Raw genomic sequence first — 26,094 nt, forward strand, 5'->3', positions numbered from 1 at the left:
TTCCCCCCGGTCCCCCTCATATGGTGAACAGACCCGACAGCGCATGTGGCCCAGGCGCTTCGCCCCATTTGCGGGTCCAGGGGGTGCATACCCCCTGGTGGGTCCAAGGGGCGGCGCCCCTTGATGCTTTCTCTCTACTGGCAGGCCCGGTCCAGCTGGGCCAGCGACGACGCCAGGCTGGACAGCCCAGACGACCGGGCGAAGAGCACGGGCTTCATGCTGCTGCGGCACAAACGCTTCACCAGGGCGCAGGCGTCATGGCTCACGCAGTCCACCGGGCACACCACGGCGTCGGCGCGGGTGAGCATCTGCTGCAGGTGCTGCGGCGACTGCTCAAGCCCGCCATCGTGGTGCAGCAGTTCGCAGCCGAAGCGCTCGCCCAGCATCTTGTACTGGCCCTTGAGGCCGCTGCGGCCGCCGACGTACAGCACGCACTTGCCGCGCAGGTGCGGGCAGGGGCAGGCGGCGGGATCGTCGCAGGCGCCGCCGCAGGGCGTTTGCCGCCCCAGGCCCGCCAACGCGGCCAGCTCCAAGGCCTCCATCTCGCGGTCGCGCTCGGCCAGGGCGGCGCGCAGGGCGGCCTCCTCGCGGTAGTTGCCCTCAATGATGACGGCCTGGCGGCGGGCCTGGGCCTCGGCCTCCACGGTGCGATCCTGAAAATGCTCCAGCTGGGCGGCCAGGGCGTGGCGGTCCTGCTCCAGCTCCTGGATGCCGCGATTCTCCAGCAGTTCTCGCAGGCTCAGGCGCTCGCGCTCCACCTTCCGGCGTTGCGCGCGCTCGGCGGCCAGCTCCCGCTCCAGCTCCAGCGTGCGGCGCTTCCACACGGAAACGGCGTCGCGCAGCACGGTCTTGCGCTCGGCCAGGGCGCTTTCCAACTGCTCCACCCGGGCCTGGGTCTCGGCCAGGCGGCGCAGGTCCGCCCGCGTGGACGCCCCGACCAGATGCGAGAGCATGTGCACCTCGCCGTAAATCTGGGCGAGCAGCGTTTCGCTTGCGCCCTGGTGGCGCATGACCGACCAGAACGCGCCGGGGATGTCGCCGGCATCGGCCATTTCGGTCCACAGGGTCCACAGGGCCTCGTCGCCCTCGACCTTGGAGAAGCGCTTCATCTGGCGCTTGAACTTGCGGTCCAGAAATTTCTGCACAAGTTTGGCCGGTCTTTCCGCCCGCTTGGCCAGGGTGACGAAAGCGCCGTGCAGCTCATAGTCCGAAACGTTTTGGGGCAGCATGAGGCCCACCCGCGCGGCCAGCTTGCGCAGCTCCGCGGTGGTGAGACAGGTGCCGACGATGGGGCAGTGGTAGTCCGCGTGATCCCACATGTTGCGTTTGAGCATGGGCGCCTCCTTTCTCGTTGTGCCGGGCTTGCGGCGGTTTTGCGTCAGCGGATGTTTGTGGAAAAACTTTTGTGGTCAGCCGACGCCACGTGTTTAATTGAAATTGAATTCCAAAGTCAAGATGTATTTCTATGCCTCGAATCTGAATGACTTTGCGTCATCGCGGATGCCGATTGAAGGGGGGAATCAGCCGGAAAATCCGTGGAAATTTGCACATTGGCCTTCCCGCGGAATGCTGGTAGGGACCCCCCCGGAAGTTGGCTAACTGTCCTGAAACATTCGCGAGGCAAGACATGAGCGAAGCACTGATTCTGATCGACATACAAAAAGATTATTTCCCCGGCGGGCACATGGAGCTCGTTGGCGCGGAAGAAGCGGCCGAGAAGGCCGCCTTTGTTTTGGGCCGTTTCCGCGCATCGCGCCTGCCCGTGGTGCACGTGCGCCACGAGAGCGTGCAGCCCGGCGCGACCTTTCTGCATCCCGGCACCGAGGGCGCGGAGATCCACCCCCTGGTGGCCCCCCTGCCCACGGAGACCGTCATCAGCAAGCACGACCACAATTCTTTCCGCCACACGGGGCTCATGGCCGTGTTGCAGCGGTTCACGGCCACAAGGTTGACCATCTGTGGCATGATGACGCATATGTGTGTAGACACAGGCGTGCGCGCCGCCTTCGACCTGGGCTTTCCCTGCCGTCTGGTGGCCGACGCCTGCGCCACGCGCGACCTGGAATACTGCGGCCGCATTGTGCCCGCCGCCGATGTCCAGGCCGCGTATTTGGCAGCACTCGGCGCCGTGTTCGCCAAGGTCGTCAACGCCGCGGACATCGATCTTCCCCGAACCTGGAGGTCACATTCTTCATGCGCAGCAAATCCCTTCTTGCCAGCCTCGGTCTCGCTATAATCCTGCCGTGCGTGCTCGGCGGCTGCCTGCCGCCCTCCAAAGACTGGACCCACCCGCGCATTGCCGACCCGCGCAAGGAGGACAAGCAGTTCATCGAGGACACGCAGTTCTGCAAGGACAAGATCGGACCACAAGGAGGAGAGGCCGCGCAAAAGCCCGCCATGGACGAGTGCTACCGCCGTCTCGGCTGGCAGCGTAAGGACTAGCCCGTGGAGCCGGGCGCGGTTTTCGTCGCCGGAGCCACCGGGTATGTGGGCGGCCGGCTGGTGCCGCTTTTGCTCTCGCGCGGGTATGCCGTGCGCGCCGGGGTGCGCAGCCCGCGCAAGCTGGCCGCGCGGCCCTGGGGCGCGCAGCCGGGCCTGAGCATCCTGCCCGCCGACGTGACGGACAGGGCGAGCCTTGCCGCCGCCATGCGCGGCTGCACAGTGGCCTTTTATCTGGTGCACTCCATGGGCGCGGGCGGAGACTTCGCCCAGGCCGACCGCGACGCCGCGCAGAACATGGCCCAGGCCGCGGCCGAGGCAGGCGTCTCGCGCATCATCTACCTCAGCGGCCTTGGCGCCACGGAAGAAACCGGCGAGGCCGGACTCTCCGAGCATCTGCGCTCCCGCTCGGAAGTGGGGCGCATCCTGTCGGAGGGGCCGGTGCCCGCCACGGTCTTGCGCGCCGCCGTCATCCTCGGCTCGGGCAGCGCCAGCTTCGAGATCATCCGCAACCTTGTGGAGCGCCTGCCGCTCATGATCACCCCGCGCTGGGTGCGCACGCGCTGCCAGCCCATAGCCGTGTCCAACGTGCTGGGCTATCTTGTGGGCTGCCTGGAGAACGCGGCCACGGCCGGGCTCACGCTGGACATCGGCGGTCCGGATGTCGTCACCTACGCCGAACTTTTCCGCATCTTCGCCCGGGCCGCGCACCTGCGCGCGCCGCTCATCATTCCCGTGCCCTTTTTGACGCCCACCCTGAGCGCCCACTGGGTGAACCTCATCACCCCGGTGCCCGCGCACCTCATCCGTCCGCTCATCGAGGGCCTGCGCAACGAGGTCGTGTGCCGCGACAAGCGCATTCTGGAACTTGTGCCGCAGCAACTGCTCTCCTGCCACGAGGCCATCGCCCAGGCCCTTTCCGAGACGACGCAAGGCCCGGCCCCCAGCTGCTGCTTCGACGCGGGCGGCGTCTGCGCGCCGGACTTCCTTTCCGGGCGGACGAGCTGCCCCGTGGACAGCCCGGCGGAGTGGACCAAGGCGGGCGATGCGCCCTTTGCGGGCGGCACGCTCTTCACCGCCGACTACGCCGTGACCCTGGACGCGCCCCCGGCCCAGGTGTGGGAAGCGGTGACGCGCATCGGCGGCGCGACCGGCTGGTACGCGGGCGATGTCCTTTGGCGCATCCGCGGCCTGGCGGACAAGCTCATCGGCGGGCCGGGGCACATGCGCGGCCGCCGCGACCCGGAGCGTCTCGGCGTGGGCGACGCCCTGGATTTTTGGCGCGTGCTGGACGCCGAGCCGCAGCGCCGTCTGCTGCTGCTGGCGGAAATGAAGGTGCCGGGCGCGGCCACCTTTGAACTGCGCCTGGAGCCGCAGGACATGGAAGGCGCGCCGGGACGCGGCACGCGGCTTTCGCTGCTCACCAGCTTCCGCCCGCGCGGCCTGTGGGGGCTGGCCTACTGGTGGAGCATGTACCCGGCCCATGGTCTGCTGTTTCCGGCCATGCTGCGGAACATCGCCCGCGCGGCCAAGGCCAGGATCCTTTCCGGCCCCACCAAGCTTGGGCCAAAAAAGGCCGGCGCATGAGCCGGCGCGCCGCCGGGGCCCCTCCCCGCAAGCCCGCTGTCTGCGCACCCAAGGCGCACCGTCAAGATGTGAACGACACTCTGGGCGCGAAAGAGCTTCACCCCGAACAGCCGGAGACGGGCCAGCCGCGAATGGCGCACCCGCCCGCTGTCTCGGCGTCCAAGACCTTGTCGTCCAAGGACCAGTCGTGCGGCGGCCATCCTTCCGCAGACCAGGCTCACAGGAGCCCGTCGCCTGAAGGTCAGTCGCCTGAAGGTCATTCGCCCGACGCCCAGCCGCGCGGCGGCACGCTCCGCGAGGGCTTCACCACCGGCTCCGCCGCGGCCGCCGCAGCCCGCGCGGCAACGCTGTTCGCCCTCACCGGCGTGGTTCCGCAGAGCGTGGACATCCCTTTGCCGCCGCCGCACCAGGGCGCGCGCCTCACCATCGCCATAGCCGACGCGGCCGACGACGGTCTGGGCGTGCGCGCGGGCGTGGTCAAAGACGGCGGCGACGACCCGGACGCCACCCACGGCGCGCGCATCGAAGCGCACGTGACCCTGGACCCTGCTTTTTCCGGCGTGGGGCCGCACGTGCTCATCGGCGGGGGCAAGGGCGTGGGCACGGTGACGCTGCCCGGCCTGCCCGTGGCGGTTGGGCAGGCGGCCATCAACCCTGGCCCGATGGCGCAGATACGCCAGAGCGTGCTGGAGGTGCTGCCCGAGGACTTCAAGGGCATCGCGCTGGTGGTCATCGAGGCGCCGGAGGGCGAGGCCATGGCCCGCCACACCCTGAACCCGCGCCTGGGCATCATCGGCGGCATTTCCATCCTGGGCACGGGCGGCATTGTGCGGCCATACAGCCATGGGGCCTGGGCCGAGTGCGTGCGCCGCAGCCTGGATGTGGCCCGCGCCGCCGGGCACGCCTGCGCGGTGCTGACCACTGGCCGCCGCAGCGAGCGCTTTTTTCAGGAGCGCTTTCCCTTCACGCCGGACGTCTGCCTCGCGCAGGCGGCGGATTTTTTCGCGCAGTCCATGCAGGACGCGGCGCGGCGCGGCTTCACCTGCGTGGTCTGGGCCGTGTTCTTCGGCAAGCTGGTGAAGCAGGCCCAGGGCTTCGCCAGCACCCACGCGCGGGAGGTGGAGCTCGACTTCGCCCTCTTGGCCGAGTGGGCGCGGGAGGCGGGCGCGGACGAGGCGCAGGCGAGCGCCGTCGCCCAGGCCAACACAGCGGCCCAGGCGCTGGCGCTTTTGCCCGGCGCTGTCGCGGCGCGGCTGACCGCGCTGCTGGTGACCCAGGCCAAGGCCGCGGCCCGAAGGCATATTACCGCGGCGCAGGCAGGGCAGGGCGCGGGGGCTGATTTGTCCGGCGGGGATCTGTCCCGTGAGGATCTGTCCGGCTCGGATTCCTCTGACCGGGTAAGCGCGGAAAGGGCCGCAGGCTCGGCAGTCGCGGAGAATGCCGCAACGGGCGCAGGTTCGTCCTGTGCGGCAGGCGGCTCCGGCGCAAGGTCGGCTTTGCCCGCTGCGGAGCGTGCGGAAGCGAACGCCGAGAGCGCGGCGCAAGACGGTCTGCACCCTGCCCAGGTGGGGCGTTCCGGCGCGGTTGCGGAAGTGGGCGCGGCCACAACTCTCGACGTGCGCTATGTGGTTTTCGGCCTGGAGGGCGGCGTGCTGTACGAAGACGATGTGCCCGAAGCGCTGTTTTCTCCTGTTTTTCCTCTTCACCCCGGCGCGGGTTCACGATAAGGGGAACCCATGTTCGAGAAGAGCCAGAACCCCGTGCATGTTGTGGGCCTAAGGCCCGGAGCCCTGACCCCGCCCCCCGGCGTGGAGGACGTTCTTGCCCGCGCCCAGGTGCTGGTGGCCGGGCGCAGGCTGCTGGACGCCGCGCCGCGCGCCTGCCAGCCGGAGCGCACCATTCCCATCGCCGGCCCCCTTGGCCCCATTTTGGACGAGATCAAGCGCGAGCGCGCCGTGGGCAAGGCCGTGGTGGTGCTGGCCGATGGCGACCCCCTGTTCTTCGGCCTGGGCAAACGGCTGCTGGAGGCCCTGGGCGCGCAGCTTGTGGTGGTGCATCCCAACCTGTGCACGCTGCAGATGGCCGCTGCCCGCGTGGGCCTGCCCTGGCACGACGTGCGCGTGGTCTCGCTGCACGGGCGTAATGACTTCACGCCGCTTTTCGCCGCCCTGGCGCGCTTTGAGCGCATCGCCGTGTTCACCGACCCCGAGCACACGCCCGCCGTGGTGGCTCAGGCTTTGCTCGAGCGCGGCGTGGTCGACGCCCAGCTCATCGTGCTGGAGAACCTTGGCGGCGCGGGCGAGACCGCCCGGCGCATGCGTCTTGAGGACGCCTGGGACCTGCCGTTCTCGGACCTCAACCTTGTGCTGGTGGAGCGCACCGCGCCCCCGGAAATCCCGCTCATGCTGGGCATTCCGGACCACTATTATTTCCACGAGAAAGGGCTCATCACCAAGCTGGCCGTGCGCGCCACGGGCCTGGCCATGCTGGGCGTGATGCCCGACAGCGTCGTGTGGGATCTTGGCGCGGGCTGCGGCTCCGTGGCCATCGAGGCCTCGCACCTGGCGCACGAGGGCCGCGTCTTCGCCGTGGAGCGCGAGCCCCGGCGCGCGGCCATGATCCGCGAGAACGTGCGGCGCATAGGCGCCTGGCTGGTGGAGACCGTGCAGGGCGAGATGCCCGAATCCCTGGTGGAGCTGCCGGACCCGGACCGGGTGTTCTTCGGCGGCGGCCTCGGGCAGGACACCCGCGCCCTGGCCCACGCCTGCCGCAGGCTCAGACCCGGCGGCCGCGTCGTCATTCACGCCATTCTGCTCGATACGCTCATGCGCGTGAAGGACTACCTCAACACGCACAATTGGAACTTCGGCATCACACAGCTCCAGGCCAGCACGGCCGACCGCCTGGCCGGAGACTTCCGCCTGCGCGCCCAGAATCCCGTGTTCATCATCTGGGCGGACAAGCCAGCGGCCCCGGCAGCGTCGTGAGCGCCAAGACCGCGACGCCCGGACCTGCAACCGGCAAAGCGTCGCAGCCTGCCGCGCCCTCCGCCCATGCCGCCCGCGAGGTCCGAACTGTCGAACCGGCTGCTCCGGCAGCGGACGCTGCGGCCGTCAAAGACGAAACCACCGGCACGCGCAGTACGGTGATCCATGCCTTGAGCGCCCAGGGCTTGGCCTTGTCCCTGCGCCTGGCCGGGCCTCTCGGCGCGGATGTGTATGCGCCCGAACGCCTTGTTGTCGGGCATGCGGCCGCCGGGGGCAAGGTCCCAGCGCAGCCAGTTGCCGGGCGCTTGGCCGTTGATGACCCTGGCGTCGAGGACCTTGACGGCGGACAGCCGGCCTCGGCCGCCGCCGCGTTCACAAGCGCGAAACCGACCCATGCCGGAACCGCGCGCCTCCGGGCCTTCGCGAACCTGTCCGGCCATATGGCCGAGCGTTTTTCCGCCTACCGGCGCCACGTGTTCATCGGGGCCGTGGGCATCGCCGTGCGCGCCATCGCCCCGCACCTGCGCGGCAAAACGCTGGACCCGGCGGTGGCCGTGCTGGACCTGGCCGCGCGCTTCGCCATAAGCCTCGTGTCCGGCCACGCGGGCGGGGCCAATGCGCTGGCGCGCGAGCTGGCGCGCCTCACCGGCGCAACGGCCGTCATCACCACGGGCACGGACGCGGCCGGACTGCCCGGCGTGGACGAACTGGCCGCGGCAAAGGGCATGGCCGTGGACAACGCCGCCGCCGTGAAGGCCGTCGCCGCCGCGCTGCTTGAGGGCCGGCCCGTGCAGCTCTACGACCCAGAAGGCCGGCTGCTTGAAGGCGAGGACGCGGGCGGGCTTTTTGTGCCCACGCCGCCAGAGGCCTGGGACGCGGCAGCGCCGGGCGTGTGGTGCCACTGGCGCGTCGGCGGCCGCCATCCGCAGACCTTCCGCGTCTATCCCCGCTGCCTGTGCCTGGGCCTTGGCTGCCGCAAGGGTGTGGAGGAGCGGGAAATCCTTGCGCACGTGGAGCACATTCTTGCGCGGGAGAACCTGGCTCCGCAGAGCTTGGCCGCCAGCGGAACGGCAAGCATAAAGCGTGACGATCCGGGTATTTGCGCGGCGATGATCGCCCTTGGCGCGGAATATGTATTTTTCAGCCCGGAAGCCTTGGCGGATGTGGAAGCCGCCGGGCAGTCCGAGACGGTCAAGCGCAGGACCGGCACCGGGAGCGTGTGCGAGGCAGCGGCCTTGCTGCTCTCCGGAGCTGCGGGCCTGCTGGTGGAGAAGACCAAGACCAGCCGCGTGACCTGCGCAGTGGCTTTGCGGCCGGCGCCAGGTGATGCAGGCTAAGGAGAGGACGTGGAGAAGCGCATCACTGTCGTAGGGTTGGGACCGGGCGACGCCGCCCTTTTGCCGCCGCTGGCGCGCCAGGCGCTGCTGCGCGCGCACGCCATCGTGGGCTACAAGGGGTACATTGAACTGGTGGAGCCGGAGATTCTGGCCGGGCGGCGGGTGCTTTCCACGGGCATGACCGGAGAGGTGGAGCGCTGCAACGCGGCCATCGACCTGGCCGCAAGCGGCGTGGAGACGGCCGTCGTCTCCAGCGGCGACGCGGGCGTGTACGCCATGGCCGGGCTGGTGCTCGAACTCATGGAGGCGCGCGGGCTTCTGGATGTTCTCGACCTTGAGGTGGTGCCGGGCATACCGGCCCTGTGCGCGGCGGCGGCTCTTCTTGGCGCGCCGCTCATGCACGACTTCGCGGTGGTGAGCCTCTCGGACCTGCTGACCCCCTGGGAGGTCATCGAGAAGCGGCTGGCGGCCGCGGCCGGGGCCGACTTCGTGGTCGTGCTCTACAATCCGCGCTCCGGCAGGCGCAAGGACCAGTTGCCCAAGGCCTTGGCTGTTTTGGCCGCGCACAGGTCGGCGGCGACCCCTGTTGGGCTGGTGAAGCGCGCCTACCGGCCGGGACAGGAGATCATTGCCACCACCCTTGCCGGGCTCGATCCGGAAGCCGTGGATATGCAAAGTATCCTGGTGGTTGGCAACGCCGCGACCCGGATGGCCGGGGACCGCATGCTCACCCCCCGCGGTTACGCGGGAAAGTACGGCCTGAGCGGGGATGGAACCGCGCGGGGATTGTGAAAAAAATCCTGGAAAAGTGCGCGCCCTCCCTTGCCAGAATGTGCGGTTTGGGGGTATCTGCATCACTGTTCGTCTCGGAATGGCTCCCTGGGTACACGGGGAGATGCTTCCATAAGGCTGTGGTAGAGTGGATTTCTCACGTATGTGAAGAAGGAGGATTGAGGAGCATGAAACGTTCTCTCTTTATGAGCCTGGTCGTTGCGGCCCTGGCTTGCGCCCTGGCGCTGCCCCTGTACGCCGCCGGCAAAGCCGCCCCGGCTGCCGATGTTACTTTCAAGGCCCCTGAGGGCATGAAGACCACCAAGCCCCTGGTGAAGTTCCCGCACAAGAAGCACGCCGCTTTGAAGTGCGTCGACTGCCACCACAAGAAGGCCGGTGCCAACGAATACGCCAAGTGCGACACCAAGGGCTGCCACGACAACTTGACCGCCAAGCAGGGCAAGGATTCCTACTACGCCGCGTTCCACGGCAACAATGCCAAGTCCTGCGTGGGTTGCCACAAGTCCAAGAAGGACTCCAACCCGAACGCTCCTACTGCCTGCAACAAGTGTCACGCTTAGTTTCAGGACGTTAGCTCACCAAAGGGGGAGCTGCGCAAGCGGCTCCCCCTTTTTAACTTTTCCTCCTGGAGGAGAAGACCATGCCGCCGACTCCCCCTTCTCATGATGACGCCTTGGACTTTGACGGCCTGGACCTGAAGCCTTCCGGAGCCAAGAAGTCCACGGCTGCCGAGAGCGACTTCGAGAAAGAGCTGGAAGCCCTTTTCGCCGAGGAGCTGGCCTCCTCCGATGAGAAGCCCGCTTCGGCGCCGCCTGTTGGCGCGCCGGAAATCGAAGAGGACGCCCTGCTGCTCGACGACCTTGTCGAGGACGCGCCCGTCATGTCGCAGGCCCAGGCTCCGGCCGAGGCCCCCAGCCAGAAACACAGCGAAGCCGACGAGGCCGACGATGAGGACATTCTCGACCTGAGCGCCTTCGGCACCGGTGGAGAGCTGGACCTTGCGCCGCCCGACGAGACCGCTGGCGGCAAGGACGGCATCATCGACCTCACCGGGCTTGATGAGCTTATTTCCGGCCTGGGCGACAGCAAGGAAGCCGCACCCGCCGCTCCCGCCGCCCCGGAGGAGCCCGCCCCGCCGGCGGACCTTCCCCTGGACAGCACGGACATGGCCGATCTGCTGGAGAACCTGGACGTTCCCAAGGCCGCCGCGCCGGAGGCCCCGGGCGACGACCTGCTGGAGCTCTCCCTTGGCGACCTGGTGGAGGATCAGCCCCAGGCCGAGCCCCTGGACCTGGAGCCTGCTGCGCCTGCGGCGGCCACCGCGTCCGAGGACTCCATCCTTGACCTGACCTTGCCGGACCTCTCCGATCCTGAGCCTGGCCGCGATTTGCTGGCCGAGCAGGAGCAGGCCGACATGGGCGGCGAACTCAACCTTTCCCTGGACGATCTGGTGGCGGACGAACCCGCGGCCGCTGCCGCGCCCCTGGCCGAGGAGCCTGCGGGGACGGCGCCCGCTGCCGCGTCCATGGACCAGCTGCTGGGCGACGAGCTTGGGCTGGGCGGCCTCATGGAGGGCATCGAAACCTCCGACGGCGAGCCTGAGCCCGAGATTTCCCTCGACGCCAAGGACCTGCTGGCCCAGATTCCCGATGCCGAAACGGCCGCCGGGGCACAGTCCGCGCCGGCCTTCGAACTTGGCGAGCCCGTTGCCGAACCTGTGGCCGAGGTCGAACCCGCTTTTGACTTCGCCGCCGCACCTGCCGCGGATTTTGTCCCCGCCGCTGCTTCTGAACCTGCCGTCGAGCCCGAATCCGCCTTTGGCGCGGACCTGGACGAGGTGCCGGAACTGCTGCGGCCCATCGACGAGGATACGGTCCTCGAGCCCGCGTTCGAAACGCAGCCCGAGCCGGCCCCGGCGGAGATGCCCCTGGCCGATGCCGCCCTTGTGGGCGCGGTGGCCGTGGGCGCCGTGGCCGCAGGAGCCGCCGCCGCTTCCACTTTGTCGGACCCTGCTTTGTCGGCCCAGGCCGCGCCCGTCGGCATCTCGAACGAGGAACTGAGCACGCTGCAGGAGCGCCTGGCCCAGCTGGCCACCCAGGTGACCGGAAACAGCGTCGCCGTGGTGCGCCTGGAAGGCAAGCTGGCCGAGCGCGAGAAGAATCTGGCCGACATCGAGGCCCGCCTCGAAGCCTCCCAGGCCGAGGCGCAAGCCCTGCGCGAGGAGCTTTCCGCCCTGCGCGCGCACCTGGAGGAGAGCCTGCGCACCCAGGACGAATCCGTGCAGCAGGAGCTGGCGCAGTCCGCCCAGTCCGCGGCGGACAAGTCCCAGGCCGCCATGGACAAGGCCCTTGGGGCCATGGACAAGGCCCTGGCCGCCCTGGACAAGGCGCAAAGCGCCTCGGACAAGGCCGACGCCCTGACCCCGCGGGTCGAAAGCGCCGAGATGACCGTACGCGGTGCAGGCGCACGCCTGGCCCAGATGGAGAACCGCCAGTCCCAGCTCGACCGCGAGGTCTTTGCCGAAATCACCCGCGCCGTCCCGCGCGAGGCCGCAAAGGTCATCCGCGAGGAGATCGCCCATCTGGCCGCTTCCATGCGCGAAGAATAAGCACAACGAAAAGCGCCATGCAAAAGGCCGCCCCCATTCGGGAGCGGCCTTTTTTTGCGCCTGCGCCGGTGCGGCCGGTGCTAGAGGGTGCGCGCCGGAACCAGCACGGACACGGGCTCCACGATGTCGAAGGAGTTCTTGGACTCGATGAGCCGGTAGATGTTGGTCTCGTTCAGCTCGGCGTCCTTGGCGAGCAGCAGCATGCCGTCCACGGAAACGATGTCCTCCTCCAGGATCATGTTCTCCTTGAGTTCGCGCATGTTCACGCGGCGGCGCACGTAGCCGGAGTCCACCGGAATGGTGCTCTCGAAGGCCTTGAGGATGGCGGGGTCGTACATGCCCTTGGTGCCGAACATCTGCACGAAGATGCTGGCGGCAGGCAGGCCCCGGTTGGCCAGCATGTCGTAGTCCAGCACGATCTTGAGGACGCGCGCGCCGTAGGGCGGGTTCTCATCGCAGCGCGCGTGCTGGTTTCTTATGATCTCGCTCACGAGCTCCATGCGCGGAATGTGGGCCAGCAGGCCCGCGCCGATGGTCGGGTGGCTTTCGAAGAGCCTGCGCTCGTCCGGGGCCAGGTCCTTGCCGGCGCGTATCTTCTCCAGCACGGTGCGCGGCAGCGACACGCAGCCGATGTGCGAAAGCATGGCCGCCATGTCCACTTCGAAAAATTGCGGAATGAGCAAGGCTTCGGACAGGCGGCGCACCAGGCCCTGGATGCGCAGGGAGCGCCCGAAGGCCGCGGGGTTGGCCAGGCTCAGCACGTCGCTTAGGGCCTGCACCGAGCCGTGCATGGTCTCCTCTAGGAAGCTTTGCTCGGCGGTGAGCAGCTTGTACTGCGCCAGGCCGGCCTCGATGTTGCGCGCCAATGTCTCCAGGGCGATGGGCTTGGTCACGCAGCGGAAGGCCCGGCCGTCCATGATGGCGTTCACCGCCATGTCCGTGTCGGCGTGGCCGGTGGAGAGGATGCCCACGGTGTGCGGGTGCGCGGTGCGGATGACGTCGAGCAGGGTCGGGCCGTCCTTCTTGGGCAGCTTGAGGTCGGTGAGGACCACGGCAAAGGGCCCGTGCGCGCGCACGGCCTTGAGGGCTTCCTCAATGCCCACGGCGCAGGTCAGCTCGAAGCGCTTGGCCAGCTGCTCGCGCGTGGAGCCGAGCGGGTTCGCCGCCCCTTCCACCATGAGGACTTTCTGCAGCATTGATTCTCCAGTGTCGTGAGGAATTGGCCCCATCGCGGGCCGCGTGTCAGAAATACATGGCTCGGCCCCGCTCTGCAACTGCGTAGGCGCGGAAGCATCTTGGCGCAATCTCCGGCTGCGTCGCACTCGACGAGGCGGGGGGTGGCGTGCTACTGGTGGCGGACCAAACAAAGGGGGAGGGGCCTCACCGGTTTCTTTCCCTTTCCCGCCCGGGGTCCACCGCGTGGTGCGGTCACGGCCATTTCCCACCGGGCGGGTTTTTCGGTCGCACAACCGGGCCAAAGCGGCTCGGATCGCGGGAGAAAGGCATGGATTCGCTGGAGAAGCAGGCCCTGCAGGTGGCCAAGGAAATCGTGGTCAAGTTCATTGAGGTCGGCCGCATTTCTCCGGCCAATTTCTCCGAGCATTTTGCGGAAATATATGGCGAGATCCTGACCACCGTGGCGGGCGGAGCGGTGTGCGATCCCGGCGCCGCGCCGAAGAGCGCCGCGGCCGCCGCAAAGAAAAAGGACAAGGTCGATTAGTCTCATGCAGCGTCCTCCTTCCCCGGAGCAAACCCAGCGCGATCAGCTGCACGGCCGTCAGGTGGCGGCCATGTTCGGCCGCATCGCCCGCTGGTACGACTTTCTCAACCACACGTTGAGCCTCGGCCTGGACATCTACTGGCGCTGGCGGCTGGCCCGCGTGGCCCTGCCCAAGCCCGGCGGCGTGGTGCTCGACCTTGCGGCCGGCACCATGGACGTGTCCCTGGCGCTCATCCGCCAGTACCCGGACATCCGCGTGGCCGCCGTGGACTACACGCTGCCCATGCTGGCGCGCGGCATGCAAAAGCTGGAAGGCGGCCCTGGTGAGCGCATTTTGCCCGCCCAGGGCGACGGCCGCAAGCTGCCCCTGGCCGACGAGTCCGTGGACGCGGCCACCATAGCCTTCGGCATCCGCAACATCCGCCCGCGCATGGCCGCCCACCAGGAGGTGCTGCGCTGCCTCAAGCCCGGCGGCCGCTTCTGCATCCTCGAATTCGGCACCGGCAGGCGCAAGGTCTGGGGCGGGCTGTATAATTTCTATCTCAATTCGGTGCTGCCGGGCTTTGGCAGGCTCATCTCCGGCGACCGCGCGGCCTACCGCTACCTGGCGGAGACCATCCGCGAGTTCCCGGACGAACGCCAGCTTTCGCAGGAGCTTATGGACGCGGGTTACGCGCGCGTGTTTCACGTTGCCATGCTCTCGGGCATCGTGTACCTGCATGTGGCGGAAAAGGCGGGCGAACTGCGCGGCGAAACCGACGCGTATACTGCGCCCGGCACGGCAAGCGGCGCCGCGGACACGCGCCCCTGCGAGGCCGTATCACCGGCCGGATCACCGGATAACGCGCAGGCTGGCGCGGCAGGACAGGACAGCGTTCTGCGCTGCTTCACCCCGCAGGATCCGGGCAAGGGTCCTGAAGACGAGTAGGCGGCGAGTGGACGGCGGTAAGCCGGAAAAGGCGCTGGGCCAGCGCGTTGCGGAATTTTTTGGCGAGTTAGAACGACCGGCCCAAAGCCACCAGCAGAACGCCCAGAATGATGGACGTGAGCCCCAGGATGCGCAGCGCGCGCGGCGGGCGGCTGGCCAGGGTGAGCAGGATGCCGGGCATCCTCTCGGCCAGGATGAAATAGGGCAGGCCCTCCAGCAGGAAGGCCAGGCCAAGGGCCATAAAGAAGAGCGACCAGTCGAGGTTCATGCGCTCCTTCTATCCGGGCGGGCACGGGTTGTCCACCGGCGGGGAGCGGGCTCTTCACGAGGAAGGTAAACACATGGGTTTGATCACCACCCTTGAGGATCTGAAGGCCGGGCGCGCCAGCATCGCCGTCGTGGGCCTGGGCTATGTGGGCTTGCCGTTGGCCGTGGCGTTGTCGCGGCATTTTCCCGTCATCGGGTTCGATATTTCGCAAAAGCGCGTGGACGAGTTGGAGAAGGGCAGCGACCGCACCGGCGAAGTGCTGCCCGAGAACCTCAAGAGCGCCAAGGTCGCCTATACCTGCGACCCCAAGCGCCTCAAGGACGCCGCCATCATCATCGTGGCCGTGCCCACGCCCATAGACGCGCACAGAAGCCCGGACCTGCGCCCGGTTGTGGGCGCCACGCGCACGGTGGGGGCCAACCTCGCCCCGGGCGCTGTCATCGCCTACGAATCCACCGTGTACCCCGGCCTTACCGAGGAAGTCTGCGTGCCCCTGCTGGAAGAGCAGTCCGGCCTCGCCTGCGGCAAGGACTTCTTCGTGGGCTACTCGCCGGAGCGCATCAACCCCGGCGACCGCGCGCACACGCTTGAGACCATCGTCAAGGTGGTGGCCGGGCAGGACCAGCCCACGGCCGACCTGCTGGCCGGCGTGTACGGCGCGGTGGTCAAGGCGGGCATCTTCCGCGCCTCGTGCATCAAGGTGGCCGAGGCCGCCAAGGTCATCGAGAACACCCAGCGCGACCTGAACATCGCCCTGATGAACGAACTTTCGGTCATCTTCGACCGCATGGGCATCGACACCCTGGAGGTGCTGGAGGCCGCGGGCACCAAGTGGAACTTCCTGCCCTTCCGGCCCGGTTTGGTGGGCGGCCACTGCATCGGCGTCGACCCCTACTACCTGACCTTCAAGGCGCAGGCCCTGGGCTTTTCGCCGCAGGTCATCCTGGCGGGCCGGTCCATCAACGACGGCATGGGCAAGTTCATCGCCGAAACCTGCGTGAAAAAGCTCATCGCGGGCGACGTGAAGGTGAAGGGCGCGCGCGTGGGCGTGCTCGGCTTCACCTTCAAGGAGAACGTGCCCGACCTGCGCAACACCAAGGTCATCGACGTGCTGCGCGAGCTTTCCGAGTTCGGCGTCACCGTGCTGGTGCACGACCCCATGGCCGACCCGGCCGAGGCCCGGCACGAGTACGGCATCGATCTTTCCGACCTTTCGGCCCTGCGCGGGCTCGACGCGGTCATTCTGGCTGTGGCGCACGAGCAGTACGCGGACATCGGCCTGGCCGAGCTGCGCAGCTGGTTCCGCGATCCTTCGGCGCCGCTTTTGCTGGACGTGAAGGGCCGCTTCGACCCGGCCGCGGCCAAGGCCGAGGGCTTCACGCTCTGGCGGTTGTAAGGTCATGCCGCTTCTGGTCGTCGCCGCCACCGGGCTGGAGCTTTCCGCCGCCCTTGGGGTAAAGGCCGACGGCCCGCAGGGCGCTGTGGTGGAGCTTTCCGCCCACGGCCGCCTCGTGCTGGCCCTGGTGACGGGCATCGGCGTTGTGAACGCGGCCCTGGAGCTGGGACGCGCGCTGACCCGGCCGGACGTGACCGGCGTGGTGGATTTCGGCGTGGCGGGCAGCTTCGACCTGGGCGCGCATCCCGTGGGCTCTGTGCGCCTGCTGGACCGGGAGTGCTGGCCCGAGTACGGTCTTTTGACCACGGGCGCTGTCGCTGCCGATGCGCGCGGCCTGGGCTTCGCCCTGAACGGCGTGCCCAATACGGCGGAGAACGCCGTCTTTGATCACCTGGCCTGGAACGGCCCGGCGGAACTTTCGGCCATGGGGCTTTATGCGCAGGGGTGGACCCCGGCGGCGGGCCTCACGGTCAGCGGCGTCACCGCGGACGCACAGCGCGCGGCCCTGCTTTGCCAGCGCTACGGGCCCCGCCTGGAGAACATGGAAGGCTTTGCCTTGGCCTACGGGGCCAGGCGGGCCGGACTGCCCTTTGCGGAGCTGCGCGCGGTGTCGAACCCCGTGGGCTCGCGTCCGCCCAAGGGCTGGGACCTGCCAGGCGCCCTTGCGGCGCTGGGACAGGCCGCGCGGCTGCTGCTGGCGCCCTGAGCCCGGTATGAAACCTACAACAAGCGGATGCGACGGCATGAACGAACTGCGCGCCTATTTCGCCGGGGAGATTCCCGGCATCAACGCCTTCCTCGCGGCGGAGGCGGACAAGTTCGACGGCCTTGTGCGCGAGGTGGCCCGCCACGTGCTGCTTTCCGGCGGCAAACGCATCCGGCCCATGCTGACCATTCTTTTCGCCCGCGTGCTTGGCCACGGCAAAGAGGACATGCTGGCCATAGCCTGCGCCATCGAGATGCTGCACACGGCCACGCTGCTGCACGACGACGTGCTGGACCAGGCCGAGACGCGCCGGGGCAAAACCTCGGCCCATGTGGCCTACGGCGTCACCGAGACCATCCTCGCGGGCGACGTGCTGCTGGCCCTGGCCAACAAGCTCGGGGCGGACTACGACATCCCGCGCCTCAACTCGCTCTTGGCGCGCGGCATAATGGCCACGGCAGAGGGCGAGATTCTGGAGCTGGCGCACACCGCCCGCCCCACGGTCGACCGCGACACCTATCTGAACATCGTCATCGGCAAGACCGCCCGGCTCATCGAGACCGCCTGCCGCTGCGGCGCGGCCCTGGCCACGCGCGAGCGCGGCGTGGAGGACATGGCCGGCGCCTACGGCCTCAATCTCGGCATCGCCTTCCAATTGGTGGACGACGCCCTCGACTACACCATTTCCGAGAGCGAGATGGGCAAGCCCGCCGGCGGCGACCTGCGCGAAGGCAAGATGACCCTGCCGCTCATCCTGCTGCTGGAGTCCCTGCCGGAGGCCGAGGCCGCGGAATTGCTGGCGAAGCTTCGGGAGAAGCGGTTGACGGAGGAGGAGGCCGGGCGCATAGTTGCTACGGTTCGTGAGAAAGGCTTGGCCGAGAAGACCCGCGAGGCCGCCAAGGCTTACGTCGCCTTGGCCCTGCGCGAGCTGGAGTCCCTGCCGGATTCGCCGGAGCGGACCGTGCTGGTCCAGGCCGCGGAGTACGTTCTCACCAGACGCAAGTGACCGGGGGGCCGATGGCCGAGAATCTGCTGCTCAACTCGCCGCATCTGCTTCAAAAAATATCTCTGTCGCCGGTGATGCTGCGCCTCATGCAGGAGGCGCTCAAGCCGGAGCCGGATTTTTCGGTCATGGCCGAAATCATCCGCCTCGACCCGGCCCTGGCCACCACCGTGCTGAATCTCGTGAACTCCGCCTTTTACAGCCTGCCCCAGCGCGTGACGGACCTGAACCGCGCCGCTCTGGTGCTGGGCAGCCGCGAAATCCTCAAAATGGCCGTCTCCATGACCCTGCACAAGGACCTGGAGCACGGCTTTCCCGACTGCCACTACGATTTCTACCCCGACTGGCGGCTCATCGTCTGGTCGTCCATCGCGGCCGAGCTTTTGGCCGCGCGGCTTTGCCCGGAGCAGACCGACCAGGCCTACCTGTGCTGTCTGCTCAAGGACGTTTCGCTGCTGTTTTTGCGCTGCGCCGCCAAGGACCTGCTGCCCGAGCCGGACCTGCGCGACCGCATCACCGTGCTGGGCAAGGACCAGCTTGCGCGCGAGGCCGAGGTCTGGGGCCTGCACCACGGCGCGCTTTCGCAAATGCTGCTGCTGCGCTGGGGCATTCCGCTTGAAATGTGCGAGAGCATCCGCTTCCACCACGACATGGACGGACTGCAGGACCAGGCGCCCCTGACGCAGGCGGTCATTCTGGCCACCCAGTGGTCGGAGATGGAGCTGGGCCATGCGGGCGGGCCCTTCAGCGTGGTGCAGTTCGAGGGCATGCTGCGCGGCATTCTGGGCATGACCGAGCGCGAGGTGGACGCCCTGCGCGGCGAATGCCTGACGCGCTTCCGCTCCATGCTGCAATCCCTGGGCATCGGCGAGGGCGACGAAAACCGGCCCTACTACCGCCATTCGGTCAAGGCCATGCAGGGCTACTGCTTCCTCAGCATGGACCTTTTGACCGCCGAGGGCGGGCTGGCCTCCGTGGCCCAGGTGCTGGGCAAGCACATCCGCCTCAACTGGGACATCAAAAATTGGGACGTGGCCCTCAAGTCGCCCCACCGCGACCTGTACCGGCTGTACCACCTGACCCCGGAAGGCAAGCTGGAGCGCGCCGAGGACCGCTACACCATCGGCCAGATCCCCTGGCGCATCAAAACTCCCGGCTTTGAGATAAGCTCCGCCGGGCACCACCTGGGCGAGCTGCGCGTGGGCGAGGCCAACCTGCCGAGCATCGAGCAGGACAACCTGCGCCTGTACCTGCGCTTCTTCGGCCAGGGGTTCGAGCATTACTGCGCCCGGCAGGCCGTGTTGGAGGAAAAGGCCCTGGCCTTTGACAGGATCCCCATCGGCGTGGCCCGGCTGGATTTCTCCGGACACGTGGTGGAGGCCAACGGCAAAGTCGACGAGTTCTTGAGCCTGGAGCGGCCCGCCAGGGGCGGCGTCTTCAGCGAGCTTTTGGCCAAGCGCCTGCCGCAGGAGACCATCGCCGAGTTCGAGCATTTCCTGGCCGATCCCGCGCGCGGGCAGTTCGGCAAAATCGACTACTTTCTGGCCAAGGACGCCAGCGGGGCCAGCTTCGACGGCGCGCTGTACCTCTCCGCCCACCGCATGGAGGACGTGCACGGCCGCAGCATCCTGGCGCTCATCGAGGACCTGCGGGAGCTCTCCGAAGTCGAGGTGCAGACCCTGCGCCGCAAGAATTTTCTGGAGCGGCTCATCGGCTCCATGCACGAGCTCGTGCTCACCGTGGGCGAAAACGGCGTCATCGCGTTCTGCTCCCGCCAGGACCTGGGCCTGGCAGGCAGGCCTTTCTTCACGGTCTTCCAGCCCTCGGAGTGCTGCGTGGACACCTGGAGCCCCTGCCTGCTGACGGCGGAGTGCCCGGGCCATGTGGAGGCCGTGCTGCACCCGGAAGGCGGCGAGGAGATGGCCTTCGAGCTTTCCTTCGCCCCGCTGGGCGGGCCTGCCGGTGGTCGGACAGGCTCCGGCGGCGTGCTGAACCGCGAATGCCTGGTGGTGGGACGCGACCTGACGCACATCCGCCGCCTGGAGGCCAAGCTCAAGCTGCGGGCCATGCTCGACGGCCTGACCGGGCTGTACAACCACTACCAGTTCCACACCACCCTGGAGCGCGAGGTGGGCCGCAGCCGCCGCACCGGGCGCGGCATGGGCCTTGTGTTCTGCGACCTGGACAAGTTCAAGGGCGTCAACGACTCCCACGGGCACCTCGCGGGCGACCAGGTGCTCAAGCGCATGGGCTCCCTGCTGCTGCACCTTGTGCGCCAGGGCATGGATTTTCCCTGTCGCTACGGCGGCGACGAATTCGCGGTCATCGTCAGCGAGGTGGACGAGGCGCGTCTGCATTCCATCGGGCAGCGCATCTTGGCCGATGTGCGCGAACAGTTCGGCGGGCTGGTGAGCGTCAGCGTGGGCGTGACCATGCTGCGCCCGCAGGACACCCCGCAGGGACTGCTTGGCCGGGCGGACAATCTGGCCTACAAGGCCAAGGCGGCCGGGGGCGACACCCTGGTGGGGGAATGACCCCCCGTTTGCGCTGAAAACACGCTAGAAATGGCCGGAACCCCGGCTTTTTAAGGAGAGCTTCGTATGCTTCTGCGCTTTGAATTGGGACTGAAGCCCCAGGTGCGCGACGTGGTTGGCGAGCGCGTGGCCCGCAAGATCAAAAGCGAGCTGGGCCTCGACCTGGCCGGGGTCAACATCGTGCGCGTGTACACGGTCGAGGGCATAGACGCGGCCCAGGCCCAGGCTGTGCTGGACGCCGGCGCCCTGCACGACCCGGTCCTGCACGAAATTTCCCTCTCCCCCTGTGAAAGGGCCGAAAGCCCCGACTGGGTGCTTGAGGTGGGCTTTCGCCCCGGCGTGACGGACAACGAGGCCAAGACCGCGCGGGAGACCATCCTGCTGGTGCTGGGGCTCGACGCCAAGGCCCCGGTCCGCGTGTACACCAGCGTGCAGTACCTGCTGCGCGCCGCGCCGGGCCAGAACCTTGACGAGAAGACCGTGCTGCACATCGCGCGCGACCTGCTGGCCAACGAGCTCATCCAGCGCTTTGAATACAAGTCCGCCGCGCAGTGGAAGGCCGAGCCCGGCTTTGCGCCCAAGGCCGCGCGCGTCACCGGCCAGGCCAGCGACGCCGTGGCCGTGATCCCGCTCACCACCATGACCGACGCGGAGCTTGCCGCCTTCAGCCGGGCCAACACCCTGGCGCTCTCCCTGGGCGAGATGAAGACCATCGTGGAGCACTTCAAGGACCCGGCCGTGCGCGCCGCCCGCAAGGCCGCCGGTCTGCCGCCGGAGCTGGTGGAGAACCCCACCGACGCCGAGGTGGAGGTGCTGGCCCAGACCTGGAGCGAGCACTGCAAGCACAAGATATTCACCGCCAACATCGACTTCGAGGACGTGGAGCAGGGCAGGCGGCGCACCGTCAGCAGCCTGTTCAAGACCTGCATCCAGAACAGCACCAAGGCCATCCGCGCGGCCAAGGGCAAAGACGACTTCTGCCTGTCCGTGTTCAAGGACAACGCTGGCGTCATCCGCTTCAACGACAAGCTGAACGTCTGCATCAAGGTGGAGACGCACAACTCGCCCTCCGCCCTTGATCCTTACGGCGGAGCGCTCACGGGCATCGTGGGCGTGAACCGCGACCCCATGGGCACGGGCCTGGGCGCGAATCTTTTGTGCAACACCGACGTGTTCTGCTTCGCCTCGCCCTTTTATGAAGGCGAGCTGCCGCCCCGGCTGCTGCACCCCCGCCGCGTGCTCGAAGGCGTGCGCGAGGGCGTGGAGCACGGCGGCAACAAGAGCGGCATTCCGACCGTCAACGGGGCCATCGTGTTCGACGAGCGCTACCTGGGCAAACCCCTGGTGTACTGCGGCACCATAGGCACCATGCCCACCCGCGTGGCCGGACGCCTGAGCCACGAGAAATGCGCGCTGCCCGGCGATGTCATCGTCATGAGCGGCGGGCGCATCGGCAAGGACGGCATCCACGGCGCCACCTTCTCGTCCGAGGAGCTGCACGAGGGGTCTCCCGCCACGGCCGTGCAGATCGGCGACCCCATCACCCAGCGCAAGATGTATGACTTCCTCATGCGCGCGCGCGACCGCGGGCTTTACAACGCCATCACCGACAACGGCGCGGGCGGCCTGTCCTCGTCCGTGGGCGAAATGGCCCAGGACTGCGGCGGCTGCGATCTCGACCTCTCCAAGGCCCCGCTCAAGTACGACGGCCTCAAGCCCTGGGAGATCCTCATCTCCGAGGCGCAGGAGCGCATGACCTGCGCGGTGCCCAAGGACAAGCTCGACGAGTTCCTGGCCCTTTCGAAGGAAATGGACGTGGAGAGCACGGCGCTCGGCACCTACACCGATTCCGGCTTCTTCAACGTGCGCTACGGCGCAAAGCCCGTCACCTGCCTTTCCATGCACTTTCTGCACGAGGGCCTGCCGCAGATGGAGCTTGCCGCCCGCTGGGAGCGCCCCGCGTGCAAGGCCGACCCGCTGCCGCAGAACGTCGACCAGGACAAGCTGCTCAAGCGCATGCTGGGCCGGCTCAACATCTGCAGCAAGGAATACGTCATCCGCCAGTACGACCACGAGGTGCAGGGCAGAAGCATAGTGAAGCCGCTGGTGGGCGTGAAGCGCGACGGCCCGGCCGACGCCGCGGTCATCCGGCCCGACTACGACAGCGACGAGGGGCTGGTGATCTCCAACGGCATTTGCCCCAAGTACAGCGACCTGGACGCCTACTGGATGATGGCCTGCGCCATCGACGAGGCCGTGCGCGGGGCCGTGGCCGTCGGCGGCGACCTGCGCTACATGGCCGGCACGGACAACTTCTGCTGGTGCGACCCCGTTGAGAGCGAGACCACGCCCGACGGCAAGTACAAGCTGGCCCAGCTGGTGCGCGCCAACGAGGCCCTGGACCACTTCTGCCGGGGCTTCGGCGTGCCGTGCGTTTCCGGCAAAGACTCCATGAAGAACGACTACAAGGGCGGCGGGGTCAAAATCTCCATTCCGCCCACGGTGCTCTATTCCGTCATGGGCAAGATGCCGGACGTGAAGCTGGCCGTGACCTCCGACTTCAAGCGCGCGGGCGACTTCGTCTACGTGCTGGGCCTGACCCGGCCGGAGCTTGGCGGCTCGGAGTTCGCCAGCGAGCTCGGGCTCGCCTGCGGCCAGGTGCCGCAGGTGGAGCTTGTCTCGGCCCGCGAACGCTACCTGACGTACTTCAAGGCCACACAGCAAAAGCTCGTCAACGCCTGCCACGACTGCTCCGACGGCGGTCTTGGCGTGGCCCTGGCCGAGATGTGCATCGGCGGCCGCCTGGGCGCGGATGTCGACCTGGCCCTTGTGCCCCAGTGCGGCTGCGAATCGGCGCTGGAGCTGCTGTACAGCGAGTCCGCCAGCCGCTTCGTGGTCAGCGTGAGCCCGGACAAGGCCGCGGCCTTCGAGGCCATGTTCGCCGGGCAGCATTGCGCGAGGATCGGCATCGTGACGCAGGGCGATTTGCAACTGGTGCAGTCGGGTACGGCATTGTTGCAGTCGCCTGTGGAGGCCCTGGCCGAGGCCTTCAAGGCGCCACTGAACTGGTAGGAAACAGATACGCGGCATTGAACAGCCGGGAGCGTCGAAAGCGGCGCTCCCGGCTGTTTTCTTTTTGGGGGAATACGATTGGGTAGTGACGATGGCGGTGTTCTGGGGTAATGCTATCGGGGCTTAAGTATACTGCGAAATAGCCGATATGAGCAGCATCTCTGGAGGTTTTGCCGTGCAAAAGTCCGCATGTTTTATATTTTGCGTCATGGCGCTTGTCTCTTTCGTCGCCACAGCAGTGGCCGCGGACAAAAGCGAGGCGAAATACGTAGGCTCGGCAAGCTGCGAAGGCTGTCACGAGAAAGAATACGCCAACTTCACCAAGTACGCCAAAAAAGCCCATTCCGACCGCAGCGTGAAGATCATGGCCAGAAAGCTCACCCCGGAGGAGCTGAAGGGCTGCTACGGCTGCCATACCACGGGCTACGGCAAGCCCGGCGGGTTTGTGAGCTACGAGAAGACGCCGGAGCTGGGCCACGCCGGTTGCGAGGTTTGCCACGGCCCCGGTTCCGCCCATGTGGATTCCGGCGGCAAGAAGAACCTCATCAAGGGCAAGGGCCGTCTCAACATCAAGGATTGCGAGACCTGCCACAATTCCGAGAGGGTGGCCAACTTCCGCTTCAAGCCCATGCTCTTCGGCGGGGCGCACTAGGAGGCCGGCCATGATCATCACCCCTGAAACCATCCGCAAGTCCCTGACGGCAAAAGTTCTGGTGCTCACCGTCGCCGTCAGCGGCGTGGTGTTTTTGTGCCTGTTTTTGGCAACCTCCTTTTGGCAGCGCAAGTCCATGCTGGGCGAGGTGGAGCACAGCGCCCAGCGCGACAGCCGCATGATCTCCATGGTCGTGGAGGAGCCCATGCGCCTGGGCGACAACGACGCCACCAAGGCGCGCTTCGCCGATTTGTCCGGCCAAAATAAAGACATAAACATCTACATGGTGGATTATGATGGCAACATCACCTATTCCACCGACAACGCCACCGAGCGCAAGGCCATAAACGACGTGCTGCCCCACCCGGACTGCCGCGCCCTTGTGGCCAAGGGACTCAAGGAAAAGATCGAGACCGGCGACCTCATGAACATGTCGGGCATCAACTTCTACACGGAAGTGAAGTCCATTCCCAACGAGCCCGCCTGCTACCACTGCCACGGCCAAAGCCGCCCCATTCTAGGGGCGCTCATCACCCGGCAGGACCTGACCAAGCAGTTCGGCTCGCTGCGCCTCACCCAGGCCCTTACCGCCGTGCTTTCCCTGGCGGGCATGCTGGCGCTCAGCTTCGTCGTCTTTTTGTTCATCAAGCGCACCGTGTTGGCACGCATCACCTCCATCGAGCGCAGCGCCGACGAGGTCATCCAGGGCAACCTGAACGCCCGCTTCGCCGTGGAAGGAGAGGACAGGCTGGCCGTGCTGGCCAACCACCTCGGCAGCATGGTGGAGCGCATCAAGGACCAGTTGGAATACAACAAGGGCCTGCTCGACGGCATCATCGTGCCCATGATGGTCACGGACGGCCTCGGCGTCATCACCTTCGCCAACGCGCCGCTTTTGGGCATCCTCGGCAAGCCGGGCAAAGACGTGCTGGGCCATTGCCCGGACATGGTCTTTTATGGCGAAAAGCGCGAAACCCTGACCCAGAAGGCCCTGAACGCCTGCGCGAACATGAGCGGCAACCTGCGCTTCACCCGGGGCGACGGCGTGGAGTTTCCCCTGCACGCAGAGGTTTCGCCCCTGAAAAACGCCCATGGCGAGGCCGTGGGCGCCATCACCATGCTGGTGGACCTGACCCAGGAAGAACAGTCGCGGCAGCGCATTGAGGCGCACCGCGAGGTGCTGCTTTCCGTTGCCAACGAGGTGACCCAGGTGGCCCTGCGCCTGGAGCAGGCCTCGGACCAGCTGACCGGCCAGATGGACGAGCTGACCCAGGGCATGGACAACGCCTCGGGCCGCACGCACAGCATGGCCACGGCCATGGAGGAAATGAACGCCACCGTGCTTGAGGTGGCGCGCAACGCCAGCGAAACGGCCGAGGCCTCGGGCAAGGCCAACAGCGTGGCCCGCGAGGGCGGCGACATGGTGCAGAGCACCCTGACCGAGATCCGCCACGTGGCGGCCACCACCGAAAGCCTCTCCGGCGCGCTGGGCGAGCTTTCCAAAAGCGCGCAGGGCATCGGCCAGGTCATGGGCGTCATCAACGACATCGCCGACCAGACCAACCTGCTGGCCTTGAACGCCGCCATCGAGGCGGCCCGCGCGGGCGACGCCGGGCGCGGCTTCGCCGTGGTTGCCGACGAAGTGCGCAAACTGGCCGAAAAGACCATGACCGCCACCAAGGAAGTGGAGACGGCCATTTTGCAGGTGCAGAAGAGCACCGAGGGCGCCGTGCACGAAATGGACTCCGCCAAGGTGCGCGTGGACAAGACCACAGAGCTTGCCGGCGGCGCGGGCGGCATGTTGACGGAGATCGTGAGCGCTTCGGACCGCATTGCGGACATGGTGCGCTCCATCGCCACCGCCGCGGAGGAGCAGTCCGCCACCTCCGAGGAAATCAACCTGAACGTGAGCGAGATCAATACTCTTTCCGGGCAGATGTCGACGGACATCCAGACCGCGAACGAGCGCATCCGCGAGGTGGCGAACATGGCCCGGGAGCTTGCGCGCCTGGTTGAAAAATTCCGCAGCGAGGAGTAGACGGTCTATAGGCCCCCCGGCTCAACC

20 protein-coding genes and 1 pseudogene are annotated in these 26,094 nt (G+C 67.4%); 18 read left to right on the top strand and 3 right to left on the bottom strand.

Features of this window, described 5'->3' with window-relative positions; all coding sequences use genetic code 11:
- Positions 1 to 134: 134 nt before the first annotated feature.
- Positions 135 to 1,334 (bottom strand): DUF2325 domain-containing protein, encoded by a 1,200-nt coding sequence (locus ACYQ4W_RS02245; protein ID WP_459852309.1) that lies wholly within the window; start codon positions 1,332 to 1,334, stop codon positions 135 to 137.
- Positions 1,335 to 1,627: 293 nt separating this feature from the next.
- On the opposite strand from ACYQ4W_RS02245, the gene ACYQ4W_RS02250 reads away from it, so the two are divergent.
- The 9 genes and pseudogenes from ACYQ4W_RS02250 (at position 1,628) to ACYQ4W_RS02290 (ending at position 11,750) form a co-directional block, all read left to right on the top strand.
- Positions 1,628 to 2,236 (top strand): cysteine hydrolase family protein, encoded by a 609-nt coding sequence (locus tag ACYQ4W_RS02250; RefSeq protein ID WP_459852311.1) that lies wholly within the window; start codon positions 1,628 to 1,630, stop codon positions 2,234 to 2,236.
- Entirely contained in the window at positions 2,194 to 2,442 is a 249-nt protein-coding gene (locus ACYQ4W_RS02255) for a hypothetical protein (protein WP_459852313.1), read from the top strand. The genes ACYQ4W_RS02250 and ACYQ4W_RS02255 overlap by 43 nt, the downstream gene beginning before the upstream one ends.
- A gap of 3 nt (positions 2,443 to 2,445) precedes the next feature.
- Entirely contained in the window at positions 2,446 to 4,026 is a 1,581-nt protein-coding gene (locus ACYQ4W_RS02260; RefSeq protein WP_459852315.1) for an SDR family oxidoreductase, read from the top strand.
- Positions 4,027 to 4,277: 251 nt separating this feature from the next.
- A pseudogene (cbiD, locus tag ACYQ4W_RS02265) lies at positions 4,278 to 5,408 on the top strand (cobalt-precorrin-5B (C(1))-methyltransferase CbiD); the annotation flags it as partial.
- Positions 5,409 to 5,762: 354 nt separating this feature from the next.
- Positions 5,763 to 7,013 (top strand): precorrin-6y C5,15-methyltransferase (decarboxylating) subunit CbiE, encoded by a 1,251-nt coding sequence (cbiE, locus tag ACYQ4W_RS02270; protein WP_459852317.1) that lies wholly within the window; start codon positions 5,763 to 5,765, stop codon positions 7,011 to 7,013.
- Complete coding sequence (locus ACYQ4W_RS02275) at positions 7,010 to 8,350, top strand: cobalt-precorrin 5A hydrolase (RefSeq protein ID WP_459852318.1); 1,341 nt, start codon at positions 7,010 to 7,012, stop codon at positions 8,348 to 8,350. The genes cbiE and ACYQ4W_RS02275 overlap by 4 nt, the downstream gene beginning before the upstream one ends.
- 9 nt (positions 8,351 to 8,359) lie before the next feature.
- Complete coding sequence (gene cobJ, locus ACYQ4W_RS02280; RefSeq protein ID WP_459852320.1) at positions 8,360 to 9,142, top strand: precorrin-3B C(17)-methyltransferase; 783 nt, start codon at positions 8,360 to 8,362, stop codon at positions 9,140 to 9,142.
- 167 nt (positions 9,143 to 9,309) lie between these two features.
- Positions 9,310 to 9,702 carry a cytochrome c3 family protein gene (locus tag ACYQ4W_RS02285; protein WP_459852322.1) on the top strand — a complete coding sequence of 131 codons (393 nt, stop codon included), beginning with the start codon at positions 9,310 to 9,312 and terminating at the stop codon, positions 9,700 to 9,702.
- 80 nt (positions 9,703 to 9,782) lie between these two features.
- Complete coding sequence (locus tag ACYQ4W_RS02290) at positions 9,783 to 11,750, top strand: hypothetical protein (protein WP_459852324.1); 1,968 nt, start codon at positions 9,783 to 9,785, stop codon at positions 11,748 to 11,750.
- Positions 11,751 to 11,830: 80 nt separating this feature from the next.
- On the opposite strand, the gene ACYQ4W_RS02295 is transcribed toward ACYQ4W_RS02290, so the two are convergent.
- Positions 11,831 to 12,946: an HD domain-containing phosphohydrolase gene (locus tag ACYQ4W_RS02295; protein WP_459852326.1), complete on the bottom strand. Its 1,116-nt coding sequence runs from the start codon at positions 12,944 to 12,946 to the stop codon at positions 11,831 to 11,833.
- A 308-nt stretch (positions 12,947 to 13,254) separates the two neighbouring features.
- Between ACYQ4W_RS02295 and ACYQ4W_RS02300 the strand changes: the two genes are divergently transcribed.
- Complete coding sequence (locus ACYQ4W_RS02300; RefSeq protein WP_459852328.1) at positions 13,255 to 13,470, top strand: hypothetical protein; 216 nt, start codon at positions 13,255 to 13,257, stop codon at positions 13,468 to 13,470.
- A 4-nt stretch (positions 13,471 to 13,474) separates the two neighbouring features.
- Positions 13,475 to 14,398, top strand: a complete 924-nt coding sequence (locus tag ACYQ4W_RS02305) for a ubiquinone/menaquinone biosynthesis methyltransferase (RefSeq protein ID WP_459852330.1) — start codon at positions 13,475 to 13,477, stop codon at positions 14,396 to 14,398.
- Positions 14,399 to 14,465: 67 nt separating this feature from the next.
- On the opposite strand, the gene ACYQ4W_RS02310 is transcribed toward ACYQ4W_RS02305, so the two are convergent.
- A complete protein-coding gene (locus ACYQ4W_RS02310) occupies positions 14,466 to 14,666 on the bottom strand; it encodes a DUF2065 domain-containing protein (protein ID WP_459852332.1) in 201 nt (66 codons plus the stop codon).
- Between the two features lie 73 nt (positions 14,667 to 14,739).
- Between ACYQ4W_RS02310 and ACYQ4W_RS02315 the strand changes: the two genes are divergently transcribed.
- From ACYQ4W_RS02315 to ACYQ4W_RS02345, 7 genes are all read left to right on the top strand, one after another.
- A complete protein-coding gene (locus ACYQ4W_RS02315) occupies positions 14,740 to 16,062 on the top strand; it encodes a nucleotide sugar dehydrogenase (protein WP_459852335.1) in 1,323 nt (440 codons plus the stop codon).
- 4 nt (positions 16,063 to 16,066) lie between these two features.
- Positions 16,067 to 16,768, top strand: coding sequence for a futalosine hydrolase (gene mqnB / locus ACYQ4W_RS02320; RefSeq protein WP_459852338.1), 702 nt, complete (start codon positions 16,067 to 16,069; stop codon positions 16,766 to 16,768).
- Between the two features lie 37 nt (positions 16,769 to 16,805).
- Positions 16,806 to 17,774 carry a polyprenyl synthetase family protein gene (locus ACYQ4W_RS02325; protein WP_459852340.1) on the top strand — a complete coding sequence of 323 codons (969 nt, stop codon included), beginning with the start codon at positions 16,806 to 16,808 and terminating at the stop codon, positions 17,772 to 17,774.
- Between the two features lie 11 nt (positions 17,775 to 17,785).
- Positions 17,786 to 20,305, top strand: coding sequence for a sensor domain-containing diguanylate cyclase (locus tag ACYQ4W_RS02330; protein ID WP_459852342.1), 2,520 nt, complete (start codon positions 17,786 to 17,788; stop codon positions 20,303 to 20,305).
- Positions 20,306 to 20,371: 66 nt separating this feature from the next.
- Entirely contained in the window at positions 20,372 to 23,377 is a 3,006-nt protein-coding gene (locus ACYQ4W_RS02335) for an AIR synthase-related protein (RefSeq protein WP_459852344.1), read from the top strand.
- Between the two features lie 208 nt (positions 23,378 to 23,585).
- A complete protein-coding gene (locus ACYQ4W_RS02340; RefSeq protein WP_459852346.1) occupies positions 23,586 to 24,029 on the top strand; it encodes a cytochrome c family protein in 444 nt (147 codons plus the stop codon).
- Positions 24,030 to 24,039: 10 nt separating this feature from the next.
- A complete protein-coding gene (locus ACYQ4W_RS02345; protein ID WP_459852348.1) occupies positions 24,040 to 26,067 on the top strand; it encodes a methyl-accepting chemotaxis protein in 2,028 nt (675 codons plus the stop codon).
- The last annotated feature ends 27 nt before the right edge of the window (positions 26,068 to 26,094 follow it).

The organism is Humidesulfovibrio idahonensis, assembly GCF_054657715.1.

Coding starts and splice junctions, on each gene's coding strand:
- ACYQ4W_RS02245 (WP_459852309.1), bottom strand. CDS start 1,334: ATGCTCAAACGCAACATGTGGGATCACGCGGACTACCACTGCCCCATC.
- ACYQ4W_RS02250 (WP_459852311.1), top strand. CDS start 1,628: ATGAGCGAAGCACTGATTCTGATCGACATACAAAAAGATTATTTCCCC.
- ACYQ4W_RS02255 (WP_459852313.1), top strand. CDS start 2,194: ATGCGCAGCAAATCCCTTCTTGCCAGCCTCGGTCTCGCTATAATCCTG.
- cbiE (WP_459852317.1), top strand. CDS start 5,763: ATGTTCGAGAAGAGCCAGAACCCCGTGCATGTTGTGGGCCTAAGGCCC.
- ACYQ4W_RS02285 (WP_459852322.1), top strand. CDS start 9,310: ATGAAACGTTCTCTCTTTATGAGCCTGGTCGTTGCGGCCCTGGCTTGC.
- ACYQ4W_RS02290 (WP_459852324.1), top strand. CDS start 9,783: ATGCCGCCGACTCCCCCTTCTCATGATGACGCCTTGGACTTTGACGGC.
- ACYQ4W_RS02295 (WP_459852326.1), bottom strand. CDS start 12,946: ATGCTGCAGAAAGTCCTCATGGTGGAAGGGGCGGCGAACCCGCTCGGC.
- ACYQ4W_RS02300 (WP_459852328.1), top strand. CDS start 13,255: ATGGATTCGCTGGAGAAGCAGGCCCTGCAGGTGGCCAAGGAAATCGTG.
- ACYQ4W_RS02305 (WP_459852330.1), top strand. CDS start 13,475: ATGCAGCGTCCTCCTTCCCCGGAGCAAACCCAGCGCGATCAGCTGCAC.
- ACYQ4W_RS02310 (WP_459852332.1), bottom strand. CDS start 14,666: ATGAACCTCGACTGGTCGCTCTTCTTTATGGCCCTTGGCCTGGCCTTC.
- ACYQ4W_RS02315 (WP_459852335.1), top strand. CDS start 14,740: ATGGGTTTGATCACCACCCTTGAGGATCTGAAGGCCGGGCGCGCCAGC.
- mqnB (WP_459852338.1), top strand. CDS start 16,067: ATGCCGCTTCTGGTCGTCGCCGCCACCGGGCTGGAGCTTTCCGCCGCC.
- ACYQ4W_RS02325 (WP_459852340.1), top strand. CDS start 16,806: ATGAACGAACTGCGCGCCTATTTCGCCGGGGAGATTCCCGGCATCAAC.
- ACYQ4W_RS02330 (WP_459852342.1), top strand. CDS start 17,786: ATGGCCGAGAATCTGCTGCTCAACTCGCCGCATCTGCTTCAAAAAATA.
- ACYQ4W_RS02335 (WP_459852344.1), top strand. CDS start 20,372: ATGCTTCTGCGCTTTGAATTGGGACTGAAGCCCCAGGTGCGCGACGTG.
- ACYQ4W_RS02340 (WP_459852346.1), top strand. CDS start 23,586: ATGGCGCTTGTCTCTTTCGTCGCCACAGCAGTGGCCGCGGACAAAAGC.
- ACYQ4W_RS02345 (WP_459852348.1), top strand. CDS start 24,040: ATGATCATCACCCCTGAAACCATCCGCAAGTCCCTGACGGCAAAAGTT.